Consider the following 15,973-nt stretch of genomic DNA (forward strand, 5'->3'; position numbering starts at 1 on the left):
ACATCGGGAAGGAAGGGTGAGCCGTGAACCTCGCTTGTCCGCAGTGCGCGCAGGTCGACCAGGTGCAGAGCGTCCCTGCCGTCCACCAGGGCGGTTCGGTCGCGCACACCGTGGTCGGCGGCGCGATCCCCGTCTCGTACGGCAGCGGCAACGTCACCTACGTGCAGGGCAACTACCGCGGCACGTCGACCACGGCACTCGCCCGCGAGCTGGACCCGGTCCCGCCACTGCGCGGTGGCGGCTGCTTCCTCGCGCTCGCGCTGGTGCTGCTCATCCCGACGGTGTTCATGGCGATCATCGGCTTGCTGGTGGTCGGCGACCATCACCCGGAGATGGCCGAGTCGCCGATCATCTCCACCATCACCGTGTTCGCCCCGGCCGGGCTGCTGCTGGCGCTGGTCGCGTTGTTCGGCGGCCTGTACGGCACGCGTGTCAAGAAGAACCGTCACCTCCGGCAGGGCACGCCGGAGTCGCGCGAGCTCTGGGCGAGCGCTTGGTACTGCCATCGCTGCGGTGGCGTCTTCCTGCCGGAGCAGACCCGCCACGAGGTCCCGGCACGGCTGCTGATGACCCCGTCGACCTTCCGCACCTACGTCTGGCGGGCGGGCGGCTACCCGGCCGCCTAAGCGGCTGACCACTGGCGATATAGGGTAGGCATACCTAATCATCAGTGGCAAAGGCGAGAAGACCTGTGCGAGCGAGAGCTACCCCGCTGACGGCATGGCTGCTGGTGGCGGCGGCGGCCGTCGCGTTCGCCGTGCTGCTGAGCATCTCCGTCGGCACCCGTGAGCTGTCCTTCCCGACGGTACTCGACGCGCTGTTCCACTTCGACGCCGCCAATCCCGATCACCTGGTCGTGCGCGAGCTCCGGCTCCCCCGCACGCTCGCTGGGCTGCTGGCAGGCGTCGCGCTAGGGCTGTCCGGCGCGGTCATCCAGGGCGCCACGCGCAACCCACTGGCCGACCCCGGGCTGCTCGGCGTCAACTCGGGCGCCGCGTTGTTCGTCGTACTTGGCATCGGGACGTTCGGGATCAGCAGCGTCGGCGGCTACGTGTGGTTCGGCTTCGCGGGCGCGGCGGTCGCCGGTGGCGTCGTCTACGGGATCAGCTCACTCGGGCGAGCGGGCGCGACGCCGGTGAAGCTCGCGCTCGCCGGTGCCGCGGTTTCGGCCGCGCTGGCTTCGGTGACCAGCGCGTTGCTGCTGACCGACACGACCACCTTCGACCAGTACCGGTTCTGGCAGGTCGGCTCGCTGACCGGGCGCGACGCGGCCACGATCGCGGGCGCGGTGCCGTTCATCGTGGCCGGGGTGGTGCTCACGCTCACCGCCGCCCGCATGCTGAACGCGCTCGCGCTCGGCGAGGACGTCGCGCGGTCGCTGGGCCAGAACGTCGTGCTCGCCAGGGCCGTCTGCGCGCTGGCCGTGATCGTCCTTTGTGGAGCAGCGACGGCCATCGCGGGACCGATCGCGTTCGTCGGGCTGACCGTCCCGCATGTCGCGCGGATGCTCACCGGGCCGGATCATCGCTGGCTGCTGCCGTTCTCGGCGTTGCTGGCGCCGTTGCTGCTGCTCCTGTCGGACGTCGTCGGCCGGGTGGTCGCGCGGCCGGCGGAGGTGCAGGTCGGGATCATCACCGCGCTGCTGGGCGCGCCGGTGTTCGTCGCGCTCGTGCGCCGCAAGAAGCCGGTGGCGGTATGAGCACACTCGCCGAAGCGGTCGGGACCATCAGGGCGGTACGCCGCCGCGGTTTCGTCAGAAGCCGTTCCGTGTCACTGGTTTTGTGCCTGGCCGTCGCCGCGATCTTCGCGTTGTCACTCGCTGTCGGGGATTTCGAAGTCCCGCTGGGTGACCTGCCTGCCATCCTGTTCGGCGACGGCTCCGGGCGCGCCGCGCACGTCGTACTCGAGCTGCGGCTGCCGCGCGCGCTGACCGGGTTGCTGGTCGGGATCGCGCTCGGCATGGGTGGCGCGCTTTTCCAGCGCCTGCTGCGCAATCCGCTCGCCAGCCCGGACGTCATCGGCGTGACGCAAGGCGCGAGCGCCTCCGCGGTGACGGGCATCGTGCTGTTCGGCGCATCGGGTGCGCTCGTGTCGGCCGCCGCGCTCGCGGGCGCGCTGCTCGCCGGTCTCACGATCTATCTGCTCGCGCGCCGGGGCGGGGTGAGCGGCTATCGGCTGGTGCTGATCGGCGTTGGCGTCGGCGCGGCGCTGAGCAGTGTCATCTCGTATCTCATGACCTGGGCGGACACGACGCTGGCGCAGCAGGCGCTGGTGTGGCTGACCGGCAATCTCAACGGCCGGGGCTGGGATCACGTCGCGCCGCTCGCCGTCGCGCTCGCGGTGCTGGTGCCCGCCGCGCTGCTGTCGAGCCGCGCGCTGATCGGGCTTCAGCTGGGTGACGACACCGCGGCCGGGCTCGGCCTGCGCGTCGAACGGACCCGGATGCTGTTGCTGCTGATCGCGGTCGCGCTGGCCGCGTTCGCGACCGCGGCGGCCGGGCCGGTGGTGTTCGTCGCGTTCGTCGCCAACCCGATCGCGAGCAGGCTGACCGGCGCGCGCGGTGGTCTCGTGCCTGCGGCGCTGACCGGCGCGCTCGTGGTGCTGCTGGCCGATTTCACGGCCCAGCACCTGCTCGGGCCGCAGATGCCGGTCGGGGTCGTGACCGGCGCGGTCGGCGCGCCGTACCTGCTGTGGTTGCTCGCGACGGCCAACCGGGCCGGGCGGATCTGATGGGGAAAGCCGTGACACCGACGCTGCACACCGAAGACCTCGAACTCGGCTACGGGCCGTTGCGGGTGGTCAAGGACCTCTCGGTCCGCATTCCCGACGGCAAGGTCACCATGATCGTCGGCACCAACGCCTGCGGGAAGTCGACGCTGCTGCGCGGGCTCGCGCGCCTGCTCACCCCGGCCGCGGGCGCGGTGTTCCTCGACGGCAAGGGCATCACCACGTTGCGCAGCAAGGATGTCGCGACCGTGCTCGGCATGCTGCCGCAGTCGCCGACCGCGCCGGAGGGCATCACGGTCGCCGATCTCGTCGGCCGCGGCAGGCATCCGCACCAGGGCATGTTCCGCCGCTGGAGCGACGAGGACGACGCCGCCGTCGCCCGCGCGATGCTCGCGACGGACACGGTCCAGCTCGCGTCGCGCCCGGTCGACGAGCTGTCCGGCGGGCAACGCCAGCGGGTGTGGATCGCGATGGCGCTCGCGCAGCAGACCCCGTTGCTGCTGCTCGACGAGCCGACCACGTTCCTCGACATCGCGCATCAGGTCGAGGTGCTCGACCTGCTCGCCGAGCTCAACGCCGCGGACGGCCGCACGATCGTGATCGTGCTGCACGACCTCAATCTCGCCGCCCGCTACGGCGACCATCTCATCGCCATGAAGGACGGCCGCATCGCCGCCGAGGGCGCGCCAGCCGACATCCTCACCGCCGAGCTGGTCGCGGAGGTGTTCGGCATGCCGTGCCAGATCATCGCCGACCCGGTGTCGGCGACGCCGATGGTCGTCCCGATCGGCAGGCACCGCGCTTTCACCGCAGGAAAGGAAAACCCCGATGTCATCTCGTCCTAAATGGACAATCGTGGCCGCCGTGCTCCTCCTCGTCTCGGCGTGCGGCCAGCCGTCCAAGCCGAGTTCGTCTGGCGTCGGTGACACCGAGGTCGCCACCGGCGGCCGCCTCTTCGCGACCGCCGACACCGAGACGGCCAAGCTCGGCACGGACGCCGCACCCGGCGTCTTCCCGCGCACGGTCAAGCACTCGCTGGGCGAGACCAAGCTGGAGAAGAAGCCTTCACGCGTGGTCGTGCTCGACAGCGGCGAACTCGACGCGGTGCTGTCGCTCGGCCTCACCCCGGTCGGCATGGCGACCACGGCCGGCCAGACCGGCGTCCCGTCGTACCTGGCCGACCGCGTCAAGACGGTGCAGACCGTCGGCGAGATCAACAACCTCAACCTCGAGGCGATCACGAAGCTCAACCCGGACCTCATCTTGGGCAGCAAACTGCGCGCCAACGACCTGTACCCGCAGCTCTCGGCGATCGCGCCGACGGTGTTCAGCATCCGCCCCGGCTTCCCGTGGAAGGAGAACACGCTGCTGGTCGCGGACGCGCTCGGCCTGGAGACGCAGGCCGTCACGGTGCTCAACGACTACCAAAAGCGCGTCAACGAGGTGAAGCAGGGCATCAAGGGCACGCCCAAGATCTCACTGCTGCGTTTCCTGTCGGGCAACATCCGGCTGTACGGCAACCTGTCGTTCATCGGCGTGATCCTGAAGGACATCGGCCTCGCCCGTCCCGCCAACCAGGACATCAACGAACTCGCCGCGCAGATCTCCAAGGAGCGCATCGACCAGGCCGACGCCGACTGGATCTTCTACTCCAGCTACGGCGCGGGCCCCAGCCCCGACGAGAAGGCCGTCACCGCCAGCGGCCTCTGGACCGCGCTCGGCGCCGTCAAGGCAGGCCACGCGATCCCCGTCAACGACGAGGTCTGGTTCCTCGGCCTCGGCCCCGTCGGCGCGATGAAGGTCTTGGACGACCTCAAAAAGCACCTCGCCTAAGCGTTGGGGTCGTGAGTGGTACGGCCGGTTCTAACCGGCCAAAACACTCACGACACTCAAGGCACCGGGTACGCAGTGGATGTCGGCGGGGACCTGGCCGAGGGGTTCGCCGTCGGCGTAGACGGGCCAGGTGTTGCCGTCGAGGTGGACCGAGTTCGCCTTCAGGGTGCGGACGGCCGGGTGGTCGATGTGCCTGCCGGTGCGCAGGCTGGGCAGCATGCGCAGCAGCCGGCGGCGTGGGAGCTTCCCGACCACCGTGACGTCGAACGTCCCGCTGTCGGCGCGGGCGTCGGGGCAGATCGGGACGCCGCCGCCGTAGAACGGGGTGTTGCCCACCGCGACCAGTGTCGCGTCGAGCTGCAAGGTCTCGTGCTCGGTCCGGATCAGCACCGGGCTCGCCCGGAACGACGCCAGCTCGGCCACGATCGCCACGTCGTACCGGCGCGGCCCGGAAGGCCAGCGCAGGTTGTTGGCGCGTTCGTTGACCAAAGCGTCGAAACCCGAGCAGAGCACCGTCGCGAACCAGGTCTCCCCCACGCGACCCAGGTCGATCTTCCGGCGAGCCGTGAGATCAAGCGCGTCAACGGCGGCCAGTGGATCGCTTGGCACGCCCAAGGCGCGGGCGAAGTCGTTGCCGGTGCCCGACGGGACCAAGCCCAAAGCCACGTCGGTGCCCGCGCAGAACTGGACGCCTTGGTGAGCCGCGCCGTCGCCGCCGAGCACCACGAGCACGTCGAGGCCCTCGGCCGCCGAACTCGTCATGAGTGCACGGGATTCGGCAACCGTGTTGGCCACGAGCACGTCGAGACGGTCGACGCGCGCACGGAGCCTGGCCGCGACCGAGTCCATGATCCTGGCGGCCGCGCCATGCCCTGAGGCGGGGTGGACGGCCAGCGCCGCGTGGATGCCCAAGCTAGGTGATGTCGTCGGTGCTGGGCTTGACCTTGGGAGCGTCTTCAACAGGGTCATCGGCCGTGCTCGGCGTGTACTCGAACGGCGCGGCCTCGTCGTCGGCGAGCTGGTCCCAGCCCTCGGCGTCACGGACCTTGTCGAGCTTGCGGTCGTGGAAACGCGCGATCTGGATCGACAGCTCGAACAGCACGGTCAGCGCGCCCGCCAGGCCGATCATCGAGAACGGGTCCGAACCCGGCGTCGCGAACGCGGCGAAGAGGAACAGCACGAAGATGATGCCGCGGCGCCACTTCTTGAGCTGCTGGTACTTGACCACGCCGACGCGGTTGAGCATCACCACGAACAGCGGCAATTCGAAACTGACACCGAAGATGACCAGCAGCGACAAGATGAACGAGATGTACTTGTCACCGGTCAGTGCGGTGACGAACTGGTCGCCACCGAAGTTCATCAGCAGCTGCAGCGCGTGCGGAATGAGAATGTAGGCCAGCACCGCGCCGGTCGCGAACAGGAGCGACGCGAACGCCACGAAGGTCAGCGCGTGCTTGCGCTCCTTCGAGTACAGGCCGGGCGCGATGAACGCCCAGATCTGGTAGAGCCACAGCGGCGACAGCAGCACCGCGCCGGCGGCGACACCGACCTTCAGCTGGATCATGAACGCTTCGAACGGCACGGTCTGCAGCAGCTTGCAGTCGTCGGGGCCGGTCGAGCCGAGCCGCCGGTGCCAGTCGATGCCGCAGTACGGGCCGTTCATGAGCTCGCCGAGCGAGACCCCGAAGACCTTCGTCTGGAACCAGATGAAACCGAGGATGCCGCCTGCCACGATCGCGAGCAGCGCGTAGCCGAGACGGCGGCGGAACTCGTAGATGTGCTCGATGAGCGTCATCGTGCCGTCGGGGTTCAGCCGCCGGCTGCGACGGCGTCGCTTGCTGAAGCGGCCTTCTGGCTTCTCGGAGGCGGCATCCGCCACTGGACGATCCGTTCTCGTCAGAGCCGGCCGGGACGACACCTCGCCCGACCGGCTGTAGGTCGTGTTTCTCGGATCTGGTGCGTGGGAGTCGTGATCCAGGTTGTTCCTGGCGGTGCCTCGGCATCGCCCTCGTACCGGGTTGTACTCGGGTGATGCCGCGGTGCCGTCAGGGACGACCTGGGCGCGGCTATCGCGTGCCCGATCCGAGAAACGCGGCCTCGACCAACTACGTCAGCTGGCGTTCTTCTGCTCGGCCTGCTGCTTCTTCAGCTCGTCGAGCTGCTTCTGCAGCGCCGCGACCTGGTCGTCGGCTGGCGTGGCAGGCTTCGCGACCGGCGGGATCTGCTTGGTGTCCGGGGCGACGACGTCGTCCGAGGAAGCCGCGGCGGCATCCTTCTCACCGTGCAGGTCCTTGGTCTCGGCCTTGAAGATCTTCATCGACTTGCCGATGGACCTGGCGGCATCCGGAAGCCGCTTGGCGCCGAACAGCAGCACGACGACAAGAACCAAGATGATCAAGTGCCACGGCTGCAATCCGTTCAGCATGGTGGCCTCCTATCTGCGTCTGGATGCGATGTTACTTGTTTTCAGGCTTGCGTCGACGGTCTTCGATCGCCACTCGCAAGGCGGCCGAGCGGGCGCGGATCATCCCCGCCCGATCTTGGGTGCTCGCCGTCACCATGCTCGCGGTCCTGGTGAACCGGCGCAAGGTACGAATTGTGCGAAACGTGATGATCCCGAACACGAGTAGCCCGGCCGCGAGCAGCGCGAGACTTGGGACGTACGACACGTCGTCACCCTACTGGTTCGAGGCGGACGCGAGGTGACGCGCCCGCGCCAGCGCGTCGGCCGCGCGCCCGCGCACCGCGTCGGCCAGCCGAGCCGGATATTCGACCACCGCGTCGCCGCCGAGCCCGAGCACCAGGCGCACCATCCACGACTCGTCGCCGTAGCGCATCTGGACCCGCAGCCGGCCGCCTTCGAGCTCGTCGAGCTCCTCGCACGGGTAGTACTCGGCCACCCAGCGCGCGTCGGGGGCGAGCACGAGCACGGCCTCCGGCTGCTGCGGCAGCGTCGAGTAGACACCGCCGGAGATGTCGGTCGGCCTGGCGTCCGGCGGCGGCTGGGCAGGCTCGTCCAGCACGGTGACGTGCTCGACGCGGTCGAGCCGGAACAGCCGGACGCCCTCGGCGCGGCGGCACCAGGCTTCGAGGTAGGCGACGGCGTCGACGATCAGCATCCGCATCGGGTCGACCGTGCGCTCGCTGATCTCGTCGCGCGAAGCCGAGTAGTACCGCATGCGCAGTGCCTTACCGGCGTGCAGCCCACGCTGGACGATCTCGCGCGTGCGCGCGGTCCGCTTGCCCTCGCGCACTCCCCCGCCGACGACCACGCCTGCCGGCTGCGCCTGACCTGCCGCGGCCTCGATCTTGGCGATCGCGCGGCGCACGGCGTCGGTGTCGAGCACGCCCGGCGTCTCCGCGAGCGCGCGCAACGCGACCAGCAGCGCCGTCGCCTCGCCGCCGGTGAGCCGCAGCGGGCGGTTCATCCCGGCGTCGTGGGTGACGGTGATCGTCTCGCCCTCGAAGGACAGGTCGATCAGGTCGCCGGGCCCGTAGCCGGGCAGCCCGCACATCCACAGCAGCTCCAGGTCCTTGCGGAGCTGCTTGGGCGTGATGTCGAAGTCCTGCGAGGCCTCGTCGAAGCTGATGCCGGGGCGGGCCAGCAGGTACGGGACGAGCGCGAGCAGGCGCGGCATCCGGTCGTTCATCGGACACCTCCGTGCAGCACGGCCTCGAGCCGTTCGCGGACAGCCTTGGCGAGCACGTCCGGTTCGAGCACGAGCGCGTCGGGGCCCTGTGCGGCGATCCAGTCGGCGGCGCTCTCCGGGAAGTACAGGTTGATCTCGACGACGTCGCCCTCGGTGCCGCCCGCGCTGTCGCGGCCGACCACCCGGCCGCGGCGGCGGACGTTGGCGGCCCTGCCGTCGGCGACCCACACCCGCGCGGTGGCGACGGGCGACTGGTCGTCGGAGCCGCCGCTCGACCCGGCGACGAACTGCAGCAGGTTGACCCCGTCGGGGCGCCGGACCTGGCCTGGCTTGCCGAGGGTCTTGACCTTGCCGTTGAGCCTGGACAGCCGGAAGCAGCGCGGCGCGTCCCGGTCGCGGTCGTGCCCGACGACGTACCAGCGCGAGCGCCACGACACGACGCCCCACGGCTCGACGGTCCGCATGAGCCACTCCGGCGAGCCGGAGCGCCGGTACTCGAACTGCACGGCCTGGCCGTTCTGCACGGCCGCGAGCAGCGGGCCGAACGCGGATTCGGTGCGCACCTTGGGTTCCACCACGGTCGGCGCCTGGTCGTCGATCTCGACACCGGCCGCGCGCAGCTTCACGAGCGCGCCCTGCGCCTGCCCGGTCAGCTCCGGGGAGTCCCACAGCCGCACGGCGAGCCCGACGGCGGTCGCCTCGTCCGGGCTCAGCTCGATCTCGCCGAGCTCGTAGTCGCGGCGCGCGATGCGGTAGCCCTCGACCTGCTCGTAGACGAAGTTCCGGCCGTACTCCAAGGGGATCCCGAGCTCGCGCAGCTCGGTCTTGTCCCGCTCGAAGGTGCGGTAGAACGCCTCGTCGGTCGGCGCGTCGGAGTAGCCGGGCACGATCTCGCGGATCCGGTCGGCGCTGAGGTACTGCCGCGTGGACAGCAGGGCGAGCACCAGGTTGACCAGGCGTTCGGCGCGGGCGGTGGACACCCGACCACCCTAGCCCGCCCGCGTCCGCCCGATCGGGAGGTACTGGCTTTTCCGGGCCTAGCGGTCCAGAACCCCGATCCTGCCCTTCGCGCCGGACGCCCAGCACGCGCCGTGCGCGCAGCTGACCGAGTCGAAGCTGCCCGTGTCGAACTGCTGCCAGTGACGGCCGCCGTCGGGGCTGTGGTCGCTGCCCGTCGGACCGACGGCGAGCACGGTGTTCCCGCGCCAGGCCAGCCCTGACCGGTAGCCGGCCGGTGACTGCGGCGGCGTGTGCCAGGTCCGGCCGCCGTCGGAGCTCAGCGCGGTCGCGCCCGAGGTGGCCGGGACCTTGTAGTCGCCGCCGATCGCGACGCCGTGTCCCGGATCGCGGAAGACGACCGAGAAGACACCGGCCGCTTCACCACTGGGGATCGGGGTCTCGGCGGCACGCCAGTGCCGTCCGCCGTCACCGGAGTGCAGCACCCTGGCCTTGGCGCCGCCGCCGGTCGCGATCCACACGTCCCGCCCGGTCGTGGTCAGGCACTGGCCGCTGGCGGCGAAGGCGAATTCGCCGGGCAGCGCGTCGGGCATCCCGTCGCCGGGATTGACCGTCCAGGTCCGCCCACCGTCCTCAGTGGACAGAACGCGGAACTTCCCGTCGACGGGATCGCTCAACGCGAGCCCGCGGCGGTTGTCGAAGAAGGACACGCAGTCGTAGAACGCTTTCGGGTCGGGGTTCTGGAAGCTCAGCCGCCAGTTCTTGCCACCGTCCTCGGTCCGGTAGATCCGCGAGTTCCCGCCCTCGCCGATCGAGAGGATGACCGCGCGGTCGGCGTCGAACGCCTCGATGTCCCGGAACTCGAGCGCCTCGGTGCCAGGCGGGCCGACCTTCTGCCATGTCTTGCCCGCGTCGGTGGTCCGCAGGACCGTTCCCTTGCTGCCACTGGCCCACACGACACGTCCCGAGACGACGTCGAGCCCGCGCAGCTGGGCGTCGACCCCGGACGGCGTGTCACGCCAGACGGGAGCGCAGTCCTCGGCGGCGGTGGCCGCGCCGGGCAGCAGGAGCGGGATGAGCGCGGTCAACAGCAGGAGCTTTCGCATGCCCGGCATCCTGCCCCAGAGCGACCGGCCGACGACACAGCCGAACGTCTTGTTAAGCCACCTGGCTGAAGAACCCACGCACCTGCTCTACGAAAAGCTCAGGCTGTTCGTAAGCCGCGAAGTGGCCACCTCGTGGGACTTCGTCGTACCAGCGAAGATCGGTGAAGCGCTTCTCAGCCCAGCGCTTCGACGGCCTGACGATCTCGTGCGGGAAGATCGTCACGCCCGAGGGCACGGCGACCTCACGAGCGTCGACACCCGCGCTCTCCCAGCAGATCCGCGACGACGAGACCGCGGTCGCGGTGAACCAGTAGACCGAGATGTCATCGAGGATCTCCTCATCGGTGAGCGGGTGGTCCGGGTCGGTCCAGGTCCAGAACTTCTCCGCGATCCAGGCGAGCTGCCCGGCAGGCGAGTCGGTCAGGCCGTAGCCGGGCGTCTGCGGGCGGGTGTCCTGCAAAGCGCGGTAACCGGAGCCGGTGGTGCGGTGCCTCGTCAGGTCTGCGAGCGCCTTGATCTCGGACGGCGTGGCGTCATCGAAGGTGGTGTCGTCGAGCTTGACACCGGCCATGGTGAAGTGGGCACCGATGATCCTTTCGGGGAACTGCCTGGCCAGGCTGGCGGTGACGGTCGCGCCCCAGTCGCCGCCTTGGGCGCCGTAGCGGTCGTAGCCGAGCCTGGTCATGAGCTCATCCCAGGCTCGCGCGATGCGGTCGACGTCCCAGCCGGTCTCGGCGGGCTTGTCGCTCCAGCCGAAGCCGGGCAGCGACGGCGCGACGACGTGGAAGTCCGCGCTGAGCGGCCCCAGGACCTTGAGGAACTCGACGACCGAGCCGGGCCAGCCATGCGTGATCAGCAGCGGGCGGGCGTCAGGGTTCGCCGAGAGGACGTGCACGAAGTGGATGCCGAGCCCGCCGATCTCGGTCCGGAACTGCGGGAAGGCGTTGAGCCGCTTGACGAACCCGAAGTCGTAGCCGTCCGCCCAGTACGCGGCGAGCGCTTGGACACGGTCGAGCTGCGCGCCCTGCGAGGAGTCGGTCTCGCGCTCAGGCCAGCGGGTGCGGGCGAGGCGCACCCTGAGGTCGGCGATGTCGGCGTCGTCGACGGTGACGTGAAAGGGCGTGATTTCGTTGGTCATGCCAACGACATTAGTTGGCCGCGCCAACGGTTAGCAAGATGATTCTTCGGCCTTAACCTCGACGAAACTGGAGGTTTTAGGGTCGCGTCCATGGCACTCAGCGAAACCGAGCTCGACTATCTCGCCACCCAGCGTCTCGGCAGGCTCGCGACCGCGCGGCCCGACGGGACGCTGCAGAACAACCCCGTGAGCTTCGGGTACAACAAGAACACCGGCACCATCGACATCGGCGGCTACAACATGGCCGCCAGCCACAAGTACCGCAATCTCGCGGGCAACGAGCACATCGCGTTCGTGGTGGACGACATCGCGTCGGTGACGCCGTGGCGGGTGCGGATGGTCGAGATCCGCGGGCGCGGCGAGGCGATCGAGGCGCCGGAAGACTCGGCCGCGCCCATCGGCGGCCCGATCATCCGGATCCACCCCGAGCGGGTGATCAGCTTTGGTCTGAGTTGATGACCTGGAAGTCCGTGACGAACTGGGCCACGGCGCCGTCGGCGGTGCGGCCCAGCCAGGTCCCGTAGAAGCCGTCGCCCCAGCCGGAGTGGAAGGCGATCACGTTCAGCCCGGTCGCCGGGTCGCGGACCGAGGCGTGCAGCGTGTCGTCGCGGTCGAACGCGGTCACCAGCGGGCCGTGACCGTCGCCGTTCAGGCCGCGCAGCGCGGGCAGGACGCTCACGTCGAGAAAGGCCCCGGTCCCCGAGTCCACGCCGTAGCCGAAGATCTCGTTCCGCTTCAGCGTCGCCGGGTTCTGGCTCGGGGTGAGGGCCATTTCCCAGCGGGCCACCGGGTCCGGGCGGACCGTCACCTTGGCGGCGGCGACGCGGCGGTGCGCGGGGTCGTCGACCATCCGGACCATGGCCAGCGACGCGGGGTACTTGCCGGGCGGCACGGTGGCGGCGAAGAAGGTGTCGTGCTCGCGGGTGTCTTCCATGGTGCCCGGATCACCGGCGACCAGCTTGCCGGTCGGCAGCTCGAGCGGGCCCGCGTCGACGATCTCGATCTTCGCCTGGGCGGCCTTCGTGCCCCCGACCTTGACGACCTGCCCGTCCCGGAAGAGCTGGTCGAAGCCGTCGCGGCGCACGGGCGGGCCCTCTTCTTCGGCCTGCTCGTCTCCCGAGGCCACGGCTCGCTGCTTCTGGTGCGTGCCGGACACGACACCCACGACCACGAGCGCGGCCACGACCAAGCCCAGCACGATCTTCGCTCTTGCCCCCATGCCGGGAAAGGGTAGTCGTGTCACCCCCGTCGGAGTCGTGAACACTCACGACGGCGACTGGCAAGGAACCACACGCCGCGCTCGCCCGGCGGGGCCCACCGTGCAGCGAGGGTGCCCCCGAGTGCGTATTACGCACCCAAAGGCCCCCTCACTTCCCACCCACCCAAGGCTTGAGCACGCCTAGCCAGACCTGGTGAAGAAGTCCCTCACCAGCCAGCCACATATGGCTTTCCGTGCCATAACCGCCCGCCCGTCGCCCACCACCCTCAACCGAGGGAGGCGCTACGCGCCGCTGTGCCATGCAACGCTCACGAGCCGTTCAGAGCGAGCCGATGAGCCGTTCCACGCGTTCGTCGACCGAGCGGAACGGGTCCTTGCACAGCACGGTGCGCTGGGCCTGGTCGTTCAGCTTCAGGTGCACCCAGTCGACCGTGAAGTCGCGCCCGGCCGCCTGCGCCGCCGCGATGAAGTCGCCGCGCAGCTTGGCGCGGGTGGTCTGCGGCGGGGTGTCCTTGGCGAGTTCGATCTCGCCGTCGTCGGTGATGCGGCGGACGAGACCCTTGCGCTGCAGCAGGTCGAACACGCCCCGGCCGCGGCGGATGTCGTGGTAGGCCAGGTCGAGCTGGGCGATGCGCGGGCTCGACAGGTCGAGGTCGTGCTTGGCGCGGTAGCGCTCGACGAGGCGGTGCTTGATCGCCCAGTCGATCTCGGTGTCGATCTTGCTGAAGTCCTGCTGCTCGACCGCGTCGAGCGCGCGGCCCCAGAGTTCGAGGACCTTCTCCGCGGTCGCGCCGGAGCCGTTGTCCTTCACGTGCTGGACGGCGCGCGCGTAGTACTCGCGCTGGATGTCCAGCGCCGACGCCTCACGCCCGCCCGCGAGGCGGACCTGGCGGCGGCCGGTGAGGTCGTGGCTGATCTCGCGGATGGCCCTGATCGGGTTGTCCAGGGTGAAGTCGCGGAACTGGACGCCCTGCTCGATCATCTCGAGCACCAGGTTCGCCGAGCCCACCTTGAGCAGTGTCGTCGGCTCTGCCATGTTCGAGTCGCCGACGATGACGTGCAGGCGCCGGTAGCGCTCGGCGTCGGCGTGCGGCTCGTCGCGGGTGTTGATGATCGGGCGGGAGCGGGTGGTCGCGCTCGAGACGCCCTCCCAGATGTGCTCCGCGCGCTGCGAGAGGCAGTACACCGCGCCGCGCGGGGTCTGCAGCACCTTGCCCGCGCCGCAGATCAGCTGCCGCGTGACCAGGAACGGCAGCAGCACGTCGGCGATCCGGGAGAACTCACCCGCCCGGCCGACCAGGTAGTTCTCGTGGCAGCCGTAGGAGTTGCCCGCGGAGTCGGTGTTGTTCTTGAACAGGAAGATGTCGCCGCCGATGCCCTCGTCGGCGAGCCTGCGCTCGGCGTCGACGAGCAGGTCCTCGAGGATCCGCTCACCGGCCTTGTCGTGCGTGACGAGCTGGGTCAGGTCGTCGCACTCGGCCGTGGCGTACTCGGGGTGGCTGCCGACGTCGAGGTAGAGCCGGGAGCCGTTCGAAAGGAAGACGTTGGACGACCGTCCCCAGGACACCACCCGCCGGAACAGGTACCTCGCCACCTCGTCTGGCGAGAGCCTGCGCTGCCCGTGAAAAGTGCACGTGACCCCGAACTCGGTCTCGATGCCAAAGATCCGCCGCTGCATTCCACAAGAGTAGGCGCAACACCCCCTCCTCCGGTGCGCCGTTCGGGCGGCGACACGCGGTGGGATACGTTGCTCTTCGTGAAAACGCGCCCGCATAGGGCGATCCTCAGCGCGTCAGCTTCGGGAGTTGAGAACCGTGTTCGACCAGCTCATGCGCCCTTTCCGCAAGGTCGGCCGCACCGACAAGCGGCTGATGAGGGCCAGTGCGGCCATTCCCGCGACACGCGCGGACGACGTTCTTACAAAGGTGTCTCAATCGGCCAACAAAGCACGCCTGTGGTGGGTCATCGCGATCCTGCTGGCCGCGAAGAAGGGTCCGACGCGCCGTGGCGCGCTGCGGGGCGTGGCCGCGATCGCGGGCGCGAGCCTCACCGCGAACCTCATCGGCAAGCCGATCTTCCCGCGCCGCCGCCCGGCCGCCGAGCTGGTGCCGGAGCACCGGCGGCTGGTGAACCGGCCGACCTCCTCATCGTTCCCGTCGGGGCACTCGGCGTCGGCGGCCGCGTTCGTGACCGCGGTCGCGATGGAGTCACCGAAGGCGGGCCTGGTGGTCGCGCCGGTCGCGGCCGCGGTGGCGTACTCGCGGGTGCACACCGGGGTGCACTGGCCCAGTGACGTCGGCGCCGGCATCGCGATCGGCCTCGGCGCCGCCGCGCTCACCCGGCACTGGTGGCCACTGCACGAGGACATCCCCGCCAGGACCGCGCACAGCGCCGAGGCGCCGCTGATGGTCGACGGCGAGGACATGCTCGCGCTGGTCAACCCGAACTCCGGGGTCGACGGACAGGACCCGACCGAGGACGTCCGCTTCGCCTGGCCCAAGGCCACGCTGATCTACCCCGACCCCAAGCTCGACGTGCGTGAGCAGCTCGTGCAGGAGATCCACATGCGCGGCAACTCGATCCGCGCGCTCGGGGTCGCGGGCGGCGACGGGACGGTGGCCGCGGTCGCGGCCGTCGCGGCCGATTTCAACCTGCCACTCGCGCTCATCCCGGCGGGCACCCTGAACCACTTCGCGCGCGACATCGGCGTCAAGGACATGCCGGACGCGGACGCCGCGACCGAGACCGGCTCGGCCGTCGGCATCGACCTCGGCGAGGTCGAGATCGACTCGGGCGGCGGCGAGACCGAGCAGCGCTGGTTCGTCAACACGGCCAGCATCGGCGGCTACCCGGAGATGGTGCGGCTGCGCGAAAAGCTCCAGCAGCGCTACCCGAAGTGGCCGTCGGCCGCGATCGCCATGGTCCGCGCGCTGCGGCACGCGAAGCCACTGGAAGTCGAGCTCAACGGCAAGCGCGCCGAGGTGTGGCTGCTCTTCGTCGGCAACGGCGTGTACGCGCCCAAGGGCTTGGCGCCGTCGAGGAGGCCCGCGCTCGACACCGGCCTCCTCGACGTCCGCTACCTGCGCGCGGACCTGCCGTATTCGCGGCTGCGGTTCGTGCTCGCGATGCTGACGAACTCGCTGTCCGCGAGCCACGTCTACGTCGAGCGCGACCTGCCCGAGCTGGAGGTGAACCTGCTGAACGGCAACCGCCGCGTCGCCACCGACGGCGAGGTCGGCCCGCTCGGCAACGTGTTCCGCTTCAAGTCACGCTCCAGCGCGCTGACGATCTACCGCAATCACTGAGCAAGGACTCGTGAGCGTTGCGGGCGGTTCTGACC

At 69.8% G+C, this 15,973-nt stretch carries 17 protein-coding genes; 7 read left to right on the forward strand and 10 right to left on the reverse strand.

Features of this window, described 5'->3' with window-relative positions:
* Nucleotides 1-23: 23 nt before the first annotated feature.
* The 5 genes from ACFV15_RS24560 to ACFV15_RS24580 all read left to right on the forward strand — a co-directional run bounded on the left by ACFV15_RS24560 (nucleotide 24) and on the right by ACFV15_RS24580 (nucleotide 4,560).
* Nucleotides 24-626 carry a hypothetical protein gene (locus tag ACFV15_RS24560; protein WP_378352926.1) on the forward strand — a complete coding sequence of 201 codons (603 nt, stop codon included), beginning with the start codon at nucleotides 24-26 and terminating at the stop codon, nucleotides 624-626.
* 65 nt (nucleotides 627-691) lie between these two features.
* Complete coding sequence (locus tag ACFV15_RS24565; protein WP_378352927.1) at nucleotides 692-1,699, forward strand: FecCD family ABC transporter permease; 1,008 nt, start codon at nucleotides 692-694, stop codon at nucleotides 1,697-1,699.
* A complete protein-coding gene (locus ACFV15_RS24570; RefSeq protein ID WP_378352928.1) occupies nucleotides 1,696-2,730 on the forward strand; it encodes a FecCD family ABC transporter permease in 1,035 nt (344 codons plus the stop codon). Before ACFV15_RS24565 ends, ACFV15_RS24570 begins: the two co-directional genes overlap by 4 nt.
* Nucleotides 2,730-3,572 (forward strand): ABC transporter ATP-binding protein, encoded by an 843-nt coding sequence (locus ACFV15_RS24575; protein ID WP_378352929.1) that lies wholly within the window; start codon nucleotides 2,730-2,732, stop codon nucleotides 3,570-3,572. Before ACFV15_RS24570 ends, ACFV15_RS24575 begins: the two co-directional genes overlap by 1 nt.
* A gap of 10 nt (nucleotides 3,573-3,582) precedes the next feature.
* Complete coding sequence (locus ACFV15_RS24580) at nucleotides 3,583-4,560, forward strand: ABC transporter substrate-binding protein (RefSeq protein WP_378352930.1); 978 nt, start codon at nucleotides 3,583-3,585, stop codon at nucleotides 4,558-4,560.
* A 30-nt stretch (nucleotides 4,561-4,590) separates the two neighbouring features.
* Here the strand turns inward: ACFV15_RS24580 and ACFV15_RS24585 are convergent, their stop codons facing one another.
* The 8 genes from ACFV15_RS24585 to ACFV15_RS24620 form a co-directional block, all read right to left on the reverse strand.
* Nucleotides 4,591-5,472, reverse strand: a complete 882-nt coding sequence (locus ACFV15_RS24585; protein WP_378352931.1) for a diacylglycerol/lipid kinase family protein — start codon at nucleotides 5,470-5,472, stop codon at nucleotides 4,591-4,593.
* 1 nt (nucleotide 5,473) lies between these two features.
* The gene (gene tatC, locus ACFV15_RS24590) at nucleotides 5,474-6,442 is read right to left on the reverse strand and encodes a twin-arginine translocase subunit TatC (RefSeq protein ID WP_378352932.1); all 969 of its coding nucleotides are present in this window, start codon (nucleotides 6,440-6,442) and stop codon (nucleotides 5,474-5,476) included.
* A gap of 231 nt (nucleotides 6,443-6,673) precedes the next feature.
* Complete coding sequence (tatA, locus tag ACFV15_RS24595; RefSeq protein ID WP_378352933.1) at nucleotides 6,674-6,988, reverse strand: Sec-independent protein translocase subunit TatA; 315 nt, start codon at nucleotides 6,986-6,988, stop codon at nucleotides 6,674-6,676.
* A gap of 31 nt (nucleotides 6,989-7,019) precedes the next feature.
* The gene (locus tag ACFV15_RS24600; RefSeq protein ID WP_378352934.1) at nucleotides 7,020-7,232 is read right to left on the reverse strand and encodes a bacteriophage holin; all 213 of its coding nucleotides are present in this window, start codon (nucleotides 7,230-7,232) and stop codon (nucleotides 7,020-7,022) included.
* A gap of 9 nt (nucleotides 7,233-7,241) precedes the next feature.
* Entirely contained in the window at nucleotides 7,242-8,213 is a 972-nt protein-coding gene (locus tag ACFV15_RS24605; RefSeq protein WP_378352935.1) for a helix-turn-helix transcriptional regulator, read from the reverse strand.
* Nucleotides 8,210-9,193: a helix-turn-helix transcriptional regulator gene (locus ACFV15_RS24610; RefSeq protein WP_378352936.1), complete on the reverse strand. Its 984-nt coding sequence runs from the start codon at nucleotides 9,191-9,193 to the stop codon at nucleotides 8,210-8,212. Before ACFV15_RS24610 ends, ACFV15_RS24605 begins: the two co-directional genes overlap by 4 nt.
* A gap of 57 nt (nucleotides 9,194-9,250) precedes the next feature.
* Nucleotides 9,251-10,276 (reverse strand): WD40/YVTN/BNR-like repeat-containing protein, encoded by a 1,026-nt coding sequence (locus ACFV15_RS24615; protein ID WP_378352937.1) that lies wholly within the window; start codon nucleotides 10,274-10,276, stop codon nucleotides 9,251-9,253.
* A 52-nt stretch (nucleotides 10,277-10,328) separates the two neighbouring features.
* The gene (locus ACFV15_RS24620; protein ID WP_378352938.1) at nucleotides 10,329-11,414 is read right to left on the reverse strand and encodes an epoxide hydrolase family protein; all 1,086 of its coding nucleotides are present in this window, start codon (nucleotides 11,412-11,414) and stop codon (nucleotides 10,329-10,331) included.
* Nucleotides 11,415-11,504: 90 nt separating this feature from the next.
* Here ACFV15_RS24620 and ACFV15_RS24625 point away from each other — a divergent pair, with 90 nt between their 5' ends.
* Nucleotides 11,505-11,870, forward strand: a complete 366-nt coding sequence (locus tag ACFV15_RS24625; RefSeq protein WP_378352939.1) for a PPOX class F420-dependent oxidoreductase — start codon at nucleotides 11,505-11,507, stop codon at nucleotides 11,868-11,870.
* On the opposite strand, the gene ACFV15_RS24630 is transcribed toward ACFV15_RS24625, so the two are convergent.
* Nucleotides 11,851-12,633: a DUF4241 domain-containing protein gene (locus ACFV15_RS24630; protein ID WP_378352940.1), complete on the reverse strand. Its 783-nt coding sequence runs from the start codon at nucleotides 12,631-12,633 to the stop codon at nucleotides 11,851-11,853. The genes ACFV15_RS24625 and ACFV15_RS24630 overlap by 20 nt on opposite strands.
* 319 nt (nucleotides 12,634-12,952) lie before the next feature.
* Nucleotides 12,953-14,311, reverse strand: a complete 1,359-nt coding sequence (gene pafA / locus ACFV15_RS24635) for a Pup--protein ligase (protein WP_378352941.1) — start codon at nucleotides 14,309-14,311, stop codon at nucleotides 12,953-12,955.
* A 151-nt stretch (nucleotides 14,312-14,462) separates the two neighbouring features.
* Here pafA and ACFV15_RS24640 point away from each other — a divergent pair, with 151 nt between their 5' ends.
* Entirely contained in the window at nucleotides 14,463-15,938 is a 1,476-nt protein-coding gene (locus tag ACFV15_RS24640) for a bifunctional phosphatase PAP2/diacylglycerol kinase family protein (RefSeq protein WP_378352942.1), read from the forward strand.
* The last annotated feature ends 35 nt before the right edge of the window (nucleotides 15,939-15,973 follow it).

The sequence above is a fragment of the Amycolatopsis sp. NPDC059657 genome, from assembly GCF_042734395.1.
Lineage (GTDB): Bacteria > Actinomycetota > Actinomycetes > Mycobacteriales > Pseudonocardiaceae > Amycolatopsis.

Excerpts from the sequence above, each read along its gene's own strand:
- ACFV15_RS24625 (WP_378352939.1), top strand. The coding sequence starts at position 11,505 with ATGGCACTCAGCGAAACCGAGCTCGACTATCTCGCCACCCAGCGTCTC.
- ACFV15_RS24620 (WP_378352938.1), bottom strand. The coding sequence starts at position 11,414 with ATGACCAACGAAATCACGCCCTTTCACGTCACCGTCGACGACGCCGAC.
- tatA (WP_378352933.1), bottom strand. The coding sequence starts at position 6,988 with ATGCTGAACGGATTGCAGCCGTGGCACTTGATCATCTTGGTTCTTGTC.
- ACFV15_RS24570 (WP_378352928.1), top strand. The coding sequence starts at position 1,696 with ATGAGCACACTCGCCGAAGCGGTCGGGACCATCAGGGCGGTACGCCGC.
- pafA (WP_378352941.1), bottom strand. The coding sequence starts at position 14,311 with ATGCAGCGGCGGATCTTTGGCATCGAGACCGAGTTCGGGGTCACGTGC.
- ACFV15_RS24615 (WP_378352937.1), bottom strand. The coding sequence starts at position 10,276 with ATGCGAAAGCTCCTGCTGTTGACCGCGCTCATCCCGCTCCTGCTGCCC.
- ACFV15_RS24630 (WP_378352940.1), bottom strand. The coding sequence starts at position 12,633 with ATGGGGGCAAGAGCGAAGATCGTGCTGGGCTTGGTCGTGGCCGCGCTC.
- ACFV15_RS24640 (WP_378352942.1), top strand. The coding sequence starts at position 14,463 with ATGCGCCCTTTCCGCAAGGTCGGCCGCACCGACAAGCGGCTGATGAGG.
- ACFV15_RS24605 (WP_378352935.1), bottom strand. The coding sequence starts at position 8,213 with ATGAACGACCGGATGCCGCGCCTGCTCGCGCTCGTCCCGTACCTGCTG.
- ACFV15_RS24575 (WP_378352929.1), top strand. The coding sequence starts at position 2,730 with ATGGGGAAAGCCGTGACACCGACGCTGCACACCGAAGACCTCGAACTC.